At 58.8% G+C, this 15,879-nt stretch carries 14 protein-coding genes; 7 read left to right on the top strand and 7 right to left on the bottom strand.

Annotated elements, in window-relative coordinates:
• Positions 1-8 precede the first annotated feature (8 nt).
• The 3 genes from mreD to mreB form a co-directional block, all read right to left on the bottom strand.
• On the bottom strand, positions 9-497 hold the full coding sequence (gene mreD / locus ACA064_RS04695) for a rod shape-determining protein MreD (RefSeq protein ID WP_412071618.1): 489 nt from the start codon (positions 495-497) through the stop codon (positions 9-11).
• A complete protein-coding gene (gene mreC, locus ACA064_RS04690; protein WP_497674172.1) occupies positions 497-1,648 on the bottom strand; it encodes a rod shape-determining protein MreC in 1,152 nt (383 codons plus the stop codon). Before mreC ends, mreD begins: the two co-directional genes overlap by 1 nt.
• A gap of 140 nt (positions 1,649-1,788) precedes the next feature.
• Entirely contained in the window at positions 1,789-2,826 is a 1,038-nt protein-coding gene (gene mreB / locus ACA064_RS04685) for a rod shape-determining protein MreB (protein ID WP_002555108.1), read from the bottom strand.
• 214 nt (positions 2,827-3,040) lie between these two features.
• Here mreB and gatC point away from each other — a divergent pair, with 214 nt between their 5' ends.
• From gatC to ACA064_RS04650, 7 genes are all read left to right on the top strand, one after another.
• Entirely contained in the window at positions 3,041-3,328 is a 288-nt protein-coding gene (gene gatC, locus ACA064_RS04680) for an Asp-tRNA(Asn)/Glu-tRNA(Gln) amidotransferase subunit GatC (RefSeq protein WP_003197816.1), read from the top strand.
• Between the two features lie 16 nt (positions 3,329-3,344).
• Positions 3,345-4,796, top strand: a complete 1,452-nt coding sequence (gene gatA, locus ACA064_RS04675; protein WP_497672327.1) for an Asp-tRNA(Asn)/Glu-tRNA(Gln) amidotransferase subunit GatA — start codon at positions 3,345-3,347, stop codon at positions 4,794-4,796.
• 10 nt (positions 4,797-4,806) lie between these two features.
• Positions 4,807-6,252: an Asp-tRNA(Asn)/Glu-tRNA(Gln) amidotransferase subunit GatB gene (gene gatB / locus ACA064_RS04670; RefSeq protein WP_150645169.1), complete on the top strand. Its 1,446-nt coding sequence runs from the start codon at positions 4,807-4,809 to the stop codon at positions 6,250-6,252.
• A gap of 260 nt (positions 6,253-6,512) precedes the next feature.
• Positions 6,513-6,884 carry a septal ring lytic transglycosylase RlpA family protein gene (locus tag ACA064_RS04665; RefSeq protein ID WP_497672326.1) on the top strand — a complete coding sequence of 124 codons (372 nt, stop codon included), beginning with the start codon at positions 6,513-6,515 and terminating at the stop codon, positions 6,882-6,884.
• A 49-nt stretch (positions 6,885-6,933) separates the two neighbouring features.
• Positions 6,934-8,001, top strand: a complete 1,068-nt coding sequence (locus tag ACA064_RS04660) for a calcium/sodium antiporter (RefSeq protein ID WP_497672325.1) — start codon at positions 6,934-6,936, stop codon at positions 7,999-8,001.
• Complete coding sequence (locus ACA064_RS04655) at positions 7,998-8,378, top strand: carboxymuconolactone decarboxylase family protein (protein ID WP_497672324.1); 381 nt, start codon at positions 7,998-8,000, stop codon at positions 8,376-8,378. The genes ACA064_RS04660 and ACA064_RS04655 overlap by 4 nt, the downstream gene beginning before the upstream one ends.
• Before the next feature lie 277 nt (positions 8,379-8,655).
• Positions 8,656-10,149, top strand: coding sequence for a PhoPQ-activated pathogenicity-related family protein (locus ACA064_RS04650; RefSeq protein ID WP_497672323.1), 1,494 nt, complete (start codon positions 8,656-8,658; stop codon positions 10,147-10,149).
• Here the strand turns inward: ACA064_RS04650 and ACA064_RS04645 are convergent.
• The 4 genes from ACA064_RS04645 to ACA064_RS04630 form a co-directional block, all read right to left on the bottom strand.
• Positions 10,146-11,087, bottom strand: coding sequence for an AEC family transporter (locus tag ACA064_RS04645; RefSeq protein ID WP_497672322.1), 942 nt, complete (start codon positions 11,085-11,087; stop codon positions 10,146-10,148). The two genes, ACA064_RS04650 and ACA064_RS04645, sit on opposite strands and share 4 nt — an antisense overlap.
• A 215-nt stretch (positions 11,088-11,302) precedes the next feature.
• On the bottom strand, positions 11,303-12,856 hold the full coding sequence (garD, locus tag ACA064_RS04640) for a galactarate dehydratase (RefSeq protein WP_497672321.1): 1,554 nt from the start codon (positions 12,854-12,856) through the stop codon (positions 11,303-11,305).
• Positions 12,857-12,866: 10 nt separating this feature from the next.
• On the bottom strand, positions 12,867-14,354 hold the full coding sequence (locus ACA064_RS04635; RefSeq protein ID WP_497672320.1) for an MFS transporter: 1,488 nt from the start codon (positions 14,352-14,354) through the stop codon (positions 12,867-12,869).
• Positions 14,355-14,429: 75 nt separating this feature from the next.
• Positions 14,430-15,875 carry an aldehyde dehydrogenase family protein gene (locus ACA064_RS04630; RefSeq protein WP_497672319.1) on the bottom strand — a complete coding sequence of 482 codons (1,446 nt, stop codon included), beginning with the start codon at positions 15,873-15,875 and terminating at the stop codon, positions 14,430-14,432.
• Between the last annotated feature and the right edge of the window lie 4 nt (positions 15,876-15,879).

The following is a 15,879-nucleotide window of genomic DNA, read 5'->3' as shown; positions in this document are numbered from 1 at the left end:
TGACCGAATCAATTGATTTTGTAGCGGCGACTCAATCCACGCAAACCGAAGCTGATCCACGGCCAGAGCAGTGCGCTGACCAAAGCTGGCAATACCAGCGCCAGGGTCGGTTGGCGGTTGCCGGTCAGGGCGCTGAGCCACAGCTGAACCAACTGGGCCAGGCCGAAGATCACCAGGATGACCAGGCATTGCTGCCACATCGGAAACATGCGCAAGCGCTGCTGCAACGACAGCACCAGAAAGGTGATCAGGGTCAGGATCAAGGCGTTCTGCCCCAACAACGTGCCGTAGAGCACATCTTCCGCCAGGCCCAGGCACCATGCGGTGACCATGCCGATTTTCTGTGGCAATGCCAACACCCAGAAGGCCAGCAACAATGCCAGCCACAGTGGGCGCAGGATTTCCATGAACTGCGGCAACGGCGAAACGCTGAGCAACAGACCTATAGCAAACGTCAGCCAGACTATCCAACCGTTACGGGGCCGAGTACTGGGCATTATTGTCTCTCCCGAGCAGGTGTCGTCGGTGCCGCAGCGGGCGGTTTGGTCGCCGCAGGTTTGGCAGCAGCCGGTTGCGCCGTGGGTGGTTTGGCAGCAGGTGGTTTTCCTGCTGCAGGTTTGGCTGCGACCGCAGGAGCACCCGGCTTGGCCGGCGTCGCGGGCGCTGGCGTGGTGGCCGGCGCAGCGGCGGCAGCGGCTGGCGCAGGCGCCGGGACAAAGGGCACGACAGACTTGGGAATGGTTGCCGGAATGATCGGGGCTGCGCCGCCTTGCCGATCCTGCGCTTCCTGAGCCTGGGCGGCGGCGTTGGCGCGCTCTTCGACAGTGCGGGTATCGCTGAACACCAGCAATAGATAACGGCTGCGGTTCAGTGCGGCGGTCGGAACGGCGCGCACGATAGCGAAAGGCTGGCCGGAGTCATGAATCACTTCCTTGACCGTTGCGACCGGGTAGCCCGCTGGAAAACGCTGGCCGAGCCCGGAGCTGACCAGCAAGTCGCCTTCCTTGATATCCGCGGTGTCCGCCACATGGCGAAGTTCCAGGCGCTCGGGATTACCGGTGCCGCTGGCAATTGCCCGCAACCCGTTACGGTTCACCTGAACAGGAATACTGTGGGTCGTGTCGGTTAACAGCAAAACCCGCGAGGTGTAGGGCATCAACTCGACCACCTGGCCCATCAAGCCTCGGGCATCGAGTACCGGCTGACCGAGAACCACGCCATCGCGCTCACCTTTATTGATGATGATGCGATGAGTAAAGGGGTTGGGGTCCATGCCGATCAACTCGGCCACTTCGACCTTTTCGTTGACCAACGCAGAAGAATTGAGCAACTCGCGCAGCCGGACGTTCTGCTCGGTCAAGGCCGCCAGTTTTTGCATGCGGCCCTGCAACAGCAGGTTCTCGGTCTTGAGTTTTTCGTTTTCGGCGACCAACTCCGTGCGGCTGCCAAATTGACTGGCGACACCTTGCCATAGCCGCTGCGGCAGGTCGGTGATCCAGTAGGACTGCATCAACACCAGCGACATCTGGCTACGCACTGGCTTGAGCAGTGTGAAGCGGGCATCGAACACCATCAGCGCGACCGATAGCACGACCAGCACCAACACGCGCACGCCCAGTGAGGGGCCCTTGGTGAAAAGCGGTTTAATAAGCCGCTCCTCCCAGGCAAATGTTCTCGTTATTCATACGGCATCAAACCGGCCTGGAACATATTGACAGAAGATAAACGCCAACAGGCAGCACTGCAAAGTGCTGCCTGGGAGCGGAACAGCATAGATATCCCGCGAAATTACTCGCTGGAGAGCAGATCCATGGTGTGCTTATCCATCATTTCCAACGCCCGGCCACCGCCGCGGGCAACGCAGGTCAGCGGGTCTTCGGCAACAATCACCGGCAGACCGGTTTCCTGGGCCAGCAACTTGTCGAGGTCGCGCAGCAAGGCGCCACCACCGGTCAGTACCAGGCCACGCTCGGCGATATCGGAAGCCAGTTCCGGAGGCGATTGCTCCAGCGCACTTTTCACAGCCTGAACGATGGTGGCCAGGGACTCTTGCAGAGCTTCCAGCACTTCGTTGGAGTTCAGGGTGAATGCGCGTGGAACGCCTTCGGCCAGGTTACGGCCGCGAACGTCGACTTCACGGACTTCGCCGCCCGGGTAGGCCGTACCGATTTCCTGTTTGATGCGCTCTGCGGTGGACTCACCGATCAGGCTGCCGTAGTTGCGACGCACATAAGTGATGATCGCTTCGTCGAAGCGGTCGCCGCCAACCCGTACGGATTCGGCGTATACCACACCGTTGAGGGAGATCAGCGCGATTTCAGTGGTACCACCACCAATATCGACCACCATCGAACCGCGGGCTTCTTCAACCGGCAGGCCGGCACCGATGGCAGCAGCCATTGGCTCTTCGATCAGGAACACTTCACGAGCACCGGCACCGAGAGCCGATTCACGAATGGCACGACGCTCAACCTGGGTGGATTTGCAGGGAACGCAAATCAGTACACGAGGGCTAGGCTGCAAAAAGCTGTTTTCGTGAACCTTGTTGATAAAATACTGCAGCATCTTTTCGCAAACGCTGAAGTCGGCGATCACGCCGTCCTTCATCGGACGAATGGCAGCAATGTTGCCCGGTGTACGGCCGAGCATACGCTTGGCCTCGGTGCCGACGGCAACGACACTTTTCTGATTACCGTGCGTCCGAATGGCCACAACCGATGGTTCATTCAGGACGATACCGCGCTCGCGCACGTAAATAAGGGTGTTGGCAGTGCCCAGGTCAATTGAAAGATCGCTGGAAAACATGCCACGCAGTTTCTTGAACATGGGGAAAGGACCCTAGGCAACGCGTGGGTAAAAAAGTGCGGCAAACTCTAACAACGACAGGGATTTTGGGCAAGGCGCCAATATGTTAAATTGGCCGCTTTTCTGTGCACCAACCCCCACAATCGCGGCCTTATGACCGTAGAAATGCGGTAGTGTTCCGACAATCTAACACACGGATAGCATCCGTTCTGTTTTCCTTCCACTGGAGAATCCCATGGCGCTTGAACGCTCCGACGTGGAAAAAATCGCTCATCTGGCCTGCCTTGGCCTCAATGAAGCCGATCTTCCACACATCACTTCGGCCCTGAACAGCATTCTCGGGCTGGTCGATGAAATGCAGGCTGTGAATACCGACGGTATCGAGCCTCTGGCCCACCCACTGGAAGCCAGCCAGCGCCTGCGCGCAGACGTGGTGACCGAAAGCAATCATCGCGAGGCCTATCAGTCCATCGCGCCAGCGGTCGAAAACGGCCTGTACCTGGTTCCGAAAGTCATCGACTAAAGGGAAAGAGCCTGCAATGCATCAAATGACTCTGGCCGAGATCGCCCGCGGACTCGCCGATAAAAAGTTTTCCTCCGAAGAGCTGACCAAGGTTCTGCTGGCGCGTATCGCCCAGCTCGACCCACAGCTCAACAGTTTCATCAGCCTCACCGAAGAGCTCGCGCTCCAGCAGGCCAAGGCCGCTGACGTACGCCGCGCGAACGGTGAGAGCGGCGCCCTGCTCGGCGCGCCGATCGCCCACAAGGACTTGTTCTGCACCCAGGGCATTCGCACCAGCTGCGGCTCGAAGATGCTCGACAACTTCAAGGCGCCGTACGATGCCACCGTGGTTGCCAGGCTCGCCGCTGCCGGGGCCGTGACCCTGGGCAAGACCAACATGGACGAATTCGCCATGGGTTCGGCCAACGAGTCGAGCTACTACGGCGCAGTGAAAAACCCGTGGAACCTGGAACACGTACCGGGCGGCTCGTCCGGCGGTTCGGCCGCCGCGGTGGCGGCTCGCCTGTTGCCGGCGGCCACGGGCACCGACACGGGTGGTTCGATTCGCCAACCGGCGGCGCTGACCAACCTCACCGGCCTGAAGCCGACCTACGGCCGCGTTTCGCGCTGGGGTATGATCGCTTATGCCTCAAGCCTCGATCAGGGTGGCCCATTGGCGCGCACCGCCGAAGACTGCGCGATCATGTTGCAAGGCATGGCTGGCTTCGATCCGCAGGATTCCACCAGCATCGACGAGCCGGTGCCGGATTACAGCGCCAGCCTCAACGGTTCGCTGCAGGGCCTGCGCATCGGTGTGCCGAAGGAATACTTCAGCGCAGGTTTAGACCCGCGCATCGCCGAGCTGATCCACAACAGCGTCAAGGAGCTGGAGAAGCTCGGCGCGGTCATCAAGGAAATCAGCCTGCCGAACATGCAGCACGCAATTCCTGCGTATTACGTGATCGCCCCGGCGGAGGCCTCCTCCAATCTGTCGCGTTTTGACGGCGTGCGCTTCGGCTATCGCTGCGAAGACCCAAAAGATCTCACCGACCTTTATAAGCGTTCGCGCGGTGAAGGTTTCGGTGCCGAAGTGCAGCGCCGGATCATGGTCGGTGCCTACGCGTTGTCGGCCGGTTACTACGATGCCTACTATTTGAAGGCGCAGAAGATTCGTCGACTGATCAAGAACGACTTCATGGCGGCCTTTAATGAGGTCGACATCATCCTCGGCCCGACCACGCCTAACCCGGCCTGGAAACTCGGCACCAAAAACGACGATCCGGTCGCCGCGTATCTGGAAGATGTCTACACCATCACCGCCAACCTCGCCGGTCTGCCGGGCTTGTCCATGCCAGCCGGTTTTGTCGATGGCTTGCCGGTCGGCGTGCAATTGCTCGCTCCGTATTTCCAGGAAGGCCGCCTGCTCAATGTGGCGCACCAGTACCAGCTGAACACTGACTGGCACACTCGCACCCCTACCGGCTTCTGAGGAGAACACTATGCAATGGGAAGTCGTGATCGGGCTGGAGATTCATACCCAGCTCGCCACCCAATCGAAGATTTTCTCCGGTAGCGCCACCACGTTCGGCTCCGAGCCCAACACCCAGGCCAGCCTGGTAGACCTGGGCATGCCCGGCGTACTGCCAGTGCTGAACCAGGAAGCGGTGCGCATGGCGGTCAAGTTCGGCCTGGCCATCGATGCCGAAATCGGTCAGCACAACGTGTTCGCCCGTAAAAACTACTTCTACCCGGACTTGCCCAAGGGCTACCAGATCAGCCAAATGGAACTGCCGATCGTCGGCAAGGGCTACCTGGACATCGCCCTGGAAGACGGCACGGTCAAACGCGTCGGCATCACCCGCGCGCACCTGGAAGAAGACGCCGGCAAAAGCCTGCACGAAGAATTCAACGGTGCCACCGGCATCGACCTGAACCGTGCCGGCACGCCGCTGCTGGAAATCGTTTCCGAGCCGGATATGCGCAGCGCCAAGGAAGCCGTGGCTTACGTCAAGGCGATCCACGCGCTGGTGCGTTACCTGGGCATCTGCGACGGCAACATGGCCGAAGGTTCGCTGCGCTGCGACTGCAACGTCTCGATCCGCCCCAAAGGTCAGGTCGAGTTCGGCACGCGCTGCGAAATCAAAAACGTCAACTCGTTCCGTTTCATCGAGAAGGCGATCAACACTGAAGTGCGACGCCAGATCGAACTGATCGAAGACGGCGGCCGGGTCATTCAGCAGACCCGCCTGTACGATCCGAACAAAGACGAAACCCGCGCCATGCGCAGCAAAGAGGAAGCCAACGACTACCGTTACTTCCCCGACCCGGACCTGTTGCCGGTGGTCATCGAGGATTCGTTCCTCGCCGACATCCGCGCCACCCTGCCGGAACTGCCGCCGCAGAAACGCGAGCGCTTCCAGGAGCAGTTCGGCCTGTCGGTCTACGACGCCAACGTGTTGGCTTCGAGCCGTGAGCAAGCGGATTACTTCGAGAAAGTCGTGAGCATCGGCGGCGACGCCAAACTGGCGGCCAACTGGGTCATGGTCGAGCTGGGCAGCCTGTTGAACAAACAGGGCCTGGAAATCGACCAGGCTCCGGTTTCGGCCGAGCAGTTGGGCGGCATGCTGTTGCGCATCAAGGACAACACCATCTCCGGCAAGATCGCCAAGATGGTCTTTGAAGGTATGGCCAATGGCGAAGGCAGTGCCGACGAGATCATCGAGAAGCGCGGCCTGAAGCAAGTGACCGACAGCGGCGAAATCTCCAGAGTGCTCGACGAGATGCTCGCGGCCAACGCCGAACAGGTCGAGCAATACCGCGCGGCAGATGAAGCCAAACGCGGCAAGATGTTCGGCTTCTTCGTCGGTCAGGCGATGAAAGCCTCGAAAGGCAAGGCCAACCCGCAACAGGTCAACGAACTGCTGAAAAGCAAGCTCGAAGGCTGATTGGTATGGAGCCAGAACTAAAGTCTGGCTCAACCCCTGTGGGAGCGGGCTTGTTGTGGTCACAGAGCTTTTGTGGCGAGGGGGCTTGCCCCCGTTGGGTCGCGAAGCGGCCCCAATAGCTGGACTCGCGTAGTATCTGACAAACCGAGTCTTCAAGTTTTGGGACTGCTGCGCAGTCCAACGGGGGCAAGCCCCCTCGCCACACCAAGCCCAATTTCCACACAAGCTCCCTCGCCACATTTATTGTGGGAACCCTTCAAATGAAGCGTCTGCTTAGCGCCTGTGCCTTGCTCTCTCTGCTGGCCGGTTGTGCCAGCCATGACATCGATCCGCGCGGCTATGATGAAACGGGCCGCGCGTCCTATTACGGCGCCAAACACCAGGGCAAACGCACCGCCAGCGGCGAACGTTTCAACCAGCATGGCTTGACCGCCGCCCATCGCGGATTGCCGTTTGGCACTCGGGTAAAGGTCACCAATCTGGGTAACGACAAAACCGTGGTGGTGCGCATCAACGACCGCGGGCCGCACAGCCGTGGCCGCCTGATCGACCTGTCACGCGAGGCTGCCGAACGACTGGGCATGTTGCGCAGCGGTACCGCACGGGTTCGCGTGCAAGCCTTGAACAACTGAGCAAGGAGCCCAGGCCATTTTCGGATTAGCCGACTTACCACTGCTGAGCGTGGTTCAACTGCTCAGCGGCCTGGCACTGTTGATCGCCGGTGCCGAACTGCTGGTGCGCGGCGCTGTGCGCCTGGCTGCCCGGCGCAAAGTCCGCCCGCTGATCATCGGTCTGAGCATCGTCGCCTTCGGCAGCAGCGCACCACAGCTGGTCGTAGGCCTGCAAGCGACCCTCTCCAACAACACCGACATTGCTGTTGGCAGCGTGATCGGCAGCAGCATCTTCAACGTCCTCGTCACTCTCGGCCTGTCGGCACTGATCATTCCGTTGCGGGTTTCCCGGCAACTGGTGCGGCTGGACATTCCGATGATGATCGGCGCCAGCCTGCTGGTGTTCCTATTGGCGTTCAACGAACAACTGACGCCGCTGGATGGCCTGCTACTGTTGACGGTGCTGGCGCTGTACCTCGGGCTGTTGCTGCGTCAGTCGCGGCAGTCTACTCGCCCTGGAAAAACCCACGACGACGCTCCCGCCAAGGCTCGTGCGCCATGGTTCAGCAGCCTGGTGATGATGTTGTGCGGCCTGGCACTGCTGATGTTCGCCGGTCATCTGCTGCTGGGGGCTGCGGTCGAAGTCGCTACCGACCTGGGACTGTCGGAACGGGTCATCGGGCTGACCATCATTGCCGTCAGCACTTCGCTGCCACAGTTCGCCACCTCGCTGATCGCCGCCTGGCGCGGCCAGCGCGATATCGCCGTGGGCAATGTGATCGGCAGTAATCTGTTCAACCTGCTGGGGGTGCTGGGCTTCACCGCGCTGGTCGCGCCAACACCTTTATCGGTGTCGCCCAACGCGCTGGATTTCGATCTACCGGTGATGCTCGGGGTCGCCGTGCTATGTCTGCCGGTGTTCTATTCGGACTACCGGATTACTCGCGCTGAAGGTTTGCTGTTTCTGGGTCTGTACCTGGCCTACGGCCTGCACGTGGTGTCGTTCACCACCGGCATGCCACTGGCCGGCAAGCTCGAACACTTGATGCTGTTTTTCGTCCTGCCGGCGCTGGTGGTGTTTCTGCTGTTCACCTCCCTGCTCACCTGGCGCCGCCAACACAAGAGAGAATCGCTATGACCGACCCAAAAAAAACCGGTATTGAAATGCGCCGCCAAGTCATGGGCGATGCCTTCGTCGACCGTGCACTGGGCAACGCCACCGAGTTCACCCAACCGCTGCAGGACTTCATCAACGAGCACGCCTGGGGCAGTGTCTGGAACCGCGAAGTCTTGCCACTGAAAACCCGCAGCCTGATCACCCTCGCTGCCCTTACGGCGTTGAAGTGTCCACAGGAGCTCAAAGGTCACGTTCGCGGCGCACTGAATAACGGCTGCACCGTGGAAGAGATTCGTGAAGCGCTGCTGCACTGCGCGGTGTATGCCGGTGTACCGGCGGCGGTCGATGCGTTTCGCGCGGCGCAGGAAGTGATTGATGAGTATCAGAAACCGCAATGACGACACTGAACTAAAATTTCTTTCTTAAATGCATCATTCGACGGTTGGATGATAACTATCACCAACCTGTCGAACAGCCTTTAATGACTGCGCCATTACACACCTGACGGAATTTTTCTACTTTTACTTACAAACATTTCGATAAGAAATAGCCCTTCGCAACAACTTACACCTGCGCCTTTTTACGACACAATGCACTGCGCATCCTCAAGCGTAGTGAGTGGCCCCACAGTTACGTCCATTATCAATTCGCACCTATAAATACCAAGAGGTCTCTATGTTGCGATCTGGCGTTCGTGTCATGCTATCGAATCTATTACTGCTGAGCCTGCTCGGCAGCGTCACGGTACAAGCCGCGACGTCGGTCCCGGCATGCTTCGAGGCCAGCTCTTACGACTTCAGTGAAGTCCTGAGTTGCTATAAAAAGGCTGAATCCTCAAAACCTTTACTTTATACCGTAAAAGGCACACAACTGTTTCCGGACATTGAGAAGCGCAGCTTTGAACTTGCCTCTCAGGAGTGGTCGCCACAGAGACTGGTCAGCCCTGAACAATGGAAACACGATGTCGATATTTATATTCCCCGCGACGCCCTGAACGGCCGGGCATTGTTAGTGGCGAATAACGGAACCAACATTGCCATGGGTAACAAGGGCATGTCCGAGCCTTCGGATTTCACCGAAGCCATGGCACTTGAAGTTGCCCGCAAAACCCGCACGATCGTCATTTCAGTCAGCAATATCCCCAATCAGTACTTGACCTACACCGATGATGGCATCGCCCGTAAAGAAGATGCCAGCGTCGCCCACAGCTGGAAATTGTTTCTCGACGATCCTGAAGCTCGCCCGTTCATATCGCTGCACCTGCCGATGATGATGTCCGTGATCAAGGCGATGGATCTTGCACAAAAAGAATTACAGCCTTGGCAGATCAAGCACTTTATCGCCAGCGGCGCGTCGAAACGCGCATGGGCCGCCTGGCTATCTGCAATTGCCGATGAGCGAATCAACGCCATCGTGCCGTTTGCTATCGACATCCTGGGTATGGATAAAGTGCTCGAACACACCCATCAAACCTACGGAAAAAGCTGGCCGTTAGCGTTTTATGACTATCACCACGAAGGTATCACCCGACAATTCGCCACCGAGAACTTCGCCAAACTGCTGAAAATCGAAGACCCGTTGAGCTATCTGGACAGTGCCTACGCAGAGCGATTATCGATACCGAAATATATCGTCAATGCCAGCAGCGACGACTTTTTCGTACCGGACAATGCAGACTTCTATTTCGACCAACTGCCCGGCCCGAAAGCCTTGCGGGTCGCACCCAATGCAAGCCATTACGGGATCAAACAATTTATCGAAAACTCGCTGATTCCAGTGATCAATCGCTGGCAGCAGGACCGCTCGCTACCGACCATTACGGCGCGCTCGACAATAAGTCAGACTCAGGAAACCATTTCGCTCCATTTTCCCGAAGCACCGGTCAAGGTGACTCAATGGACTGCCCTGAATCCAATAGCTCGAGACTTTCGGTACCCGTGTGGCATTCGTTATGAGTCCAACGAAGTCATCCCTGTCGACCCGCTCAACGCTCAGGTGCTCATCGACACGCCTGATATTGGATGGAAGGCCACATTTATCGAAGCGACATTTGCCGATGGTTTTATCGCCACCACACCGGTACAGGTAACACCCAAGCGATATCCAACAGTCGTACCTCCGGTAATGGAGCCGGCTTGCAAGACCCTGATCGATGAAGGCGACCGTTAAATCCACCCACCCCACTGCAACAAAAAGATCCCGATATTGGTGGTCACCGCCGCCATCAGCGTGGTGATCACGATGATCGCTGCCGCCAACTCGTGATTACCATTGGCCTGTCGGGCCATGACAAAGCTGGCGGCGGCCGTCGGGCTGCCGAAGTACAGAAACAGAATCCCCAACTCCGCGCCGCGAAACCCGCACAACCAGGCGCCAAGGGTTGCCAGCACTGGCAAACCGATCATCTTCACCAGGCTTGCGCTCAACGCCATCTCACCACTCTTGCGCAGCGCCGCCAGTGACAGGGTGCCGCCAATGCAGATCAGTGCCAGAGGCAACGTCATCTTCGCCAGGTAACCGCCGGAGGTTTCCAGCCAGTCGGGCAGGCCGATCTGGAAATAGGCGAACGGCGCTGCCCCAACCACGCTGATGATCAACGGGTTACTGACCACGCTTTTGCAGATGCTCCACGGATCGGACTTGATCCCCGGACTGTAGACCGCCAGCACAATGCTTGAGAGGGTGTTGTAGAGCAGGATTACCAGCCCGGCGAGAATCGCTCCGAGAGAAATCCCGTAATCCCCATACATGCTCGCGGCCAGGGCCAGGCCGATGACCCCGTTATTGCCACGAAACGCACCCTGGGTATAGATCCCGCGGTCTTCCAACGGGCAACGCCAGATCGCCCAGCCCCAGGCAATGGCGAAACCAGCCAGGGTAGCGACGGAAAAATAGATCAGCAATGACGGCTGCAACGCCGAATGCAGATCGGCATGCAGGATGCCGAGAAACAGCAACGCCGGCATGGTGACGTTGAACACCAGGGCCGACGCGGTGTGGATAAAGTTGTCGTTGATCCAGTCAATGCGCTTGAGCAACACCCCCAAAAACAACATGGCAAACACTGGTGCAGTGATGTTCAGTGTTTCGAGGAATATTGCCAGCATGCCGGGTGAGCCTTGTGGCTGTCGTTAGGGGGCTAATGATAAGCCAGCAAGGGTCGCCAAATGACATTTGGTTCGGGATTTATGCCCCAAAGATCAAAAGATCGCAGGCTTCGCCAGCTCCTACACCAATCCTGCACACTCGCGAAGTTGCGGGTGGACACAAATCCTGTAGGAGCTGCCGCAGGCTGCGATCTTTTCGACCAGGCGACCCGGTCTCAGGTAATCGGCGCCGGATTGAACAGCGTAATGTCGTTATGCAGTTTGTGCTGCTCGGCCCAGGTCTGTTTCTTGCCGCTGGCCACGTCCAGATAGAAGTGGAACAACTCCCAGCCGAGTTCCTCAATGGAAGCCCGCCCTGTAGCAATACGCCCGGCATCGATGTCGATCAGGTCCGGCCAGCGTTGGGCCAGTTCGGTGCGGGTCGAGACCTTCACCACCGGCGCCATCGCCAGACCATAGGGCGTGCCGCGTCCGGTAGTAAACACATGCAGATTCATCCCCGCCGCCAGTTGCAAAGTGCCGCAGACAAAATCACTGGCCGGCGTCGCGCAAAAAATCAGCCCTTTACGCTTGAAGCGTTCACCCGGGCCAAGCACCCCGTTGATCGCGCTGCTGCCGGACTTGACGATGGAGCCCAGGGACTTTTCGACAATGTTCGACAACCCGCCCTTCTTGTTGCCCGGCGTAGTATTGGCGCTGCGATCGGCTTCACCCTTGGCCAGGTAACGATCGTACCAGTCCATTTCGCGCACCAACTCCTGGGCGACTTCTTCGGTTTCGGCGCGCGAGGTCAGCAAGTAGATGGCATCGCGCACTTCAGTGACTTCAGAAAACATCACCGTCGCACCCGCTCTTAACAGCAAGTCCGAGGCATACCCCAGCGCCGGGTTGGCGGTGATCCCGGAAAACGCATCACTGCCACCGCACTGCATGCCCAGAATCAGCTCGGACGCGGGCACGGTTTCGCGACGACGTTGATCGAGTTTCTTCAAGCGGGTCTCGGCCAGTTCCATGATCTGCTCGATCATCTCGGTGAAGCCGTGACTGGAATCCTGCAAGCGATACAACCACGGCTCGCTGAGATCCACCGAGCTGTCGTTGTCATGCATCACCTGGCCGGCTTGCAACTTCTCGCAGCCCAGGCTGATGACCAGTGCTTCGCCGCCCAGATTCGGGTTGCGCGCCAGGTTGCGTACGGTGCGGATCGGGATGTAGGCATCGGTGGCGGTAATCGCCACGCCGCAGCCATAGCTGTGGGTCAGGGCTACCACGTCATCGACGTTCGGGTACTTGGGCAGCAGCTCGTCGCGGATGCGCTTGACCGCATGATTCAGCACTCCCGTGACGCACTGCACAGTGGTGGTGATGCCGAGAATATTTCTCGTGCCGACGGTGCCGTCGGCGTTGCGATATCCCTCGAAGGTAAACCCCTCGAGCGGTGCCTGTGCAGCGGGCACATCGGTGGACAGCGGCAGGCTGTCCAGCGGTGGCGCGGTGGGCATGCGCAGTTGATCTTCCTTGACCCAACTGCCACGCGGGATCGGCTGCAACGCATAACCGATAGTCTGGCCGTAACGAATCACCTGGCCGCCTTCGGGAATATCCACCAGCGTCACCTTGTGGCTCTGCGGGACGAAATCCACGGTGACCAGACCGTCCGGGAACTCGGTACCGGCCGGCACCCCCTGGTCATTGACCACTATCACGACGTTGTCCAGTTCGTGCAGACGGATGTAGCGCGGCGAGTCGGAATGTTCAATCAACTGCATGACGCCGCCCTCAGGAATGAGCTTGAGAAAGTTTGGTGAGTTCAGGATCGGCACTCGGCGGCTCTTTGAGCACTACACGCTTGATCGGCCCGACGATCACCAGGTAACTGAACACTGCCAACAGTGCGTTGCAACCGACGAACACCAGCGCCCATTTGAACGAGCCCGTGGAGCTGATGATGTAACCGATGACGATCGGTGTGGTGATCGACGCGATGTTGCCGAACGTGTTGAACAGGCCACCACTCAGGCCGGCGATCTGTTTCGGCGACGTGTCGGACACCACGGCCCAGCCCAGTGCACCCACACCTTTGCCAAAGAACGCCAGCGCCATGAAGCCGATGACCATCCATTCAACGTCCACATAGTTACAGGCCACGATGCTGCTGGAGATCAGCAAGCCAGCAATGATCGGCGCCTTGCGGGCGAAGGTCAGGGAATGGCCCTTGCGTAGCAGATAGTCGGAAATGACCCCGCCCAGCACGCCGCCGATGAAACCGCAGATGGCCGGCAACGACGCGATGAAACCCGCTTTGAGGATGGTCATGCCGCGTTCCTGAACCAGGTACACCGGGAACCAGGTCAGGAAGAAGTAGGTGATGCCATTGATGCAGTACTGGCCAAGATACACACCGAGCATCATGCGGTTGGTCAGCAGCTGGCGCAGGTAGTCCCATTTCGGGCCATCGTTGCGTTTGCCTTTGCCTTTGTCCTGATCCATATCGACCAAGCCGCCGTTGTCGGCGATGTGCTTGAACTCAGCCTCGTTGATCATCGGGTGCTGACGCGGACTGTGGATAACTTTCAGCCAGATCAGCGAGAAAATGATACCGATCACGCCCATAACGATGAACACGTGCTGCCAGCCGAAGGAGTAGACGATCCAGCCCATCAGCGGCGCGAACAGCACCGTGGCGAAGTATTGCGCCGAGTTGAAAATCGCCGAGGCCGTACCGCGTTCAGCGGTGGGGAACCAGGCCGCAACGATACGCGCGTTACCCGGGAAGGATGGCGCTTCGGCCAGCCCTACCAGAAAGCGCAGCATGAACAGCGCAACGATCGCGGTGGAAACACCGAACTCACCGACATAGCCTTGCAGCACGGTGAACAACGACCAGGTGAAGATGCTCAGCGCATAGACTTTTTTCGAGCCGAAGCGGTCGAGCAGCCAGCCTCCGGGGATTTGCCCGGCCACGTAGGCCCAGCCAAATGCAGAAAAGATATAGCCGAGGGTGACGGCACTGATGCCGAGGTCTTTTTGCAGGCTCGAGCCTGCGATGGCGATGGTGGCGCGGTCGGCGTAGTTGATCGTGGTCACCAGGAACAGCATGAGCAAAATCAAATATCGGACATGCGTTGGCTTGGTCGCTTGCATGTAGAGGTACTCCCACTGATTATTTTTATGCGCGGGTGAATCTTGTATTCCCTTGTAGGAGCTGCCGCAGGCTGCGATCTTTTGATCTTGATTCCTGGCGCCCTTGATGGCGCTGAAGATCAAAAGATCGCAGCCTGCGGCAGCTCCTACACAGGTTGTGCGGTGTTCATTGCCGACGTAGTTGCCAGCATTGTGTAGTCAGGAACCGACGTAGGCGGTTTTTACGACGGTGTAGAACTCTTGCGCGTAGCGACCTTGCTCGCGAGATCCATAGGATGAACCTTTTCGTCCACCAAACGGAACGTGGTAATCGACGCCGGCGGTCGGCAGATTGACCATCACCATCCCGGCCTGGGAGTGGCGCTTGAAGTGGTTGGCGTATTTCAGTGAGGTAGTGGCGATGCCTGCCGACAGACCGAACTCGGTGTCGTTGGCCATGGCCAGCGCTGCGTCGTAATCCGCCACCCGGATGATGTTGGCCACTGGGCCGAAAATCTCTTCGCGGCTGATGCGCATCTCGGCTGTGCTATCGGCAAATAGCGTCGGCGCGAGAAAGTAACCCTCGGTATCGCAAGTCACCAAGCCACCGCCGCTGACCAGACGCGCACCTTCGGATTGACCGATGTCGATGTACTTCAGATCCTGTTCCAACTGCGCCTGCGAGACCACCGGACCGATATCGGTTCCGGATTTCAACGCATGGCCGACCTTGATCGACTTCATGCGCTCGGCCATGGCTTCGACAAATTTATCGTGAATCCCGGCAGTGACAATGAAACGGCTGGAGGCCGTGCAACGCTGACCAGTGGAGTAGAACGCGCTCTGTACCGAGAGCTCGACCGCTTGCTTGAGATCGGCATCGTCGAGAATGATCTGCGGGTTCTTGCCGCCCATTTCCAGTTGCACTTTAGCCTGGCGCGATACGCAGTTGACCGCGATCTGCCGACCGACGCCCACGGAACCGGTAAAGCTGATGCCGTCGACTTTCGGGCTATTGACCATGGCGTCGCCGATCACTCGGCCACTGCCCATCACCAGGTTGAACACGCCGGCCGGGAACCCCGCGCGGGAGATGATTTCCGCCAGGGCCCAGGCGCAACCCGGCACCAGTTCGGCCGGTTTGAGCACCACGCAATTGCCATAGGCCAAAGCCGGAGCGATCTTCCAGGCAGGAATCGCAATAGGGAAGTTCCACGGGGTGATCAGACCGACCACACCCAACGCTTCGCGGGTCACTTCGACATTGACACCCGGGCGCACCGACGGCAGGTAATCGCCCGACAGGCGCAGGCATTCACCGGCGAAGAACTTGAAGATATTGCCGGCGCGACTTACTTCACCAATGGCCTCGGGCAGGGTCTTGCCCTCTTCCCGGGCCAGTAGCGTGCCGAGTTCTTCACGACGGGCGAGGATCTCGCTGCCGACTTTATCCAGCGCATCACTGCGGGCCTGAATACCCGAAGTGGACCAGGCCGGGAACGCGGCGCGAGCCGCATTGATGGCGGCATTGACCTGGGCCAGATCAGCCTTGGCGTATTCGCCGATGACATCCGACAACTCGGACGGATTGATATTGGTCGAGTAGTCGGCACCAGCGACCCATTGGCCGCCGATGTAGTTATCGAATCGTTTGACATCTGACACGAGC

Source organism: Pseudomonas sp. LBUM1658 (assembly GCF_059716055.1).
The sequence above is the reverse complement of the archived record's forward strand: the minus strand, read 5'-3'. Positions and strand labels throughout refer to the sequence as shown.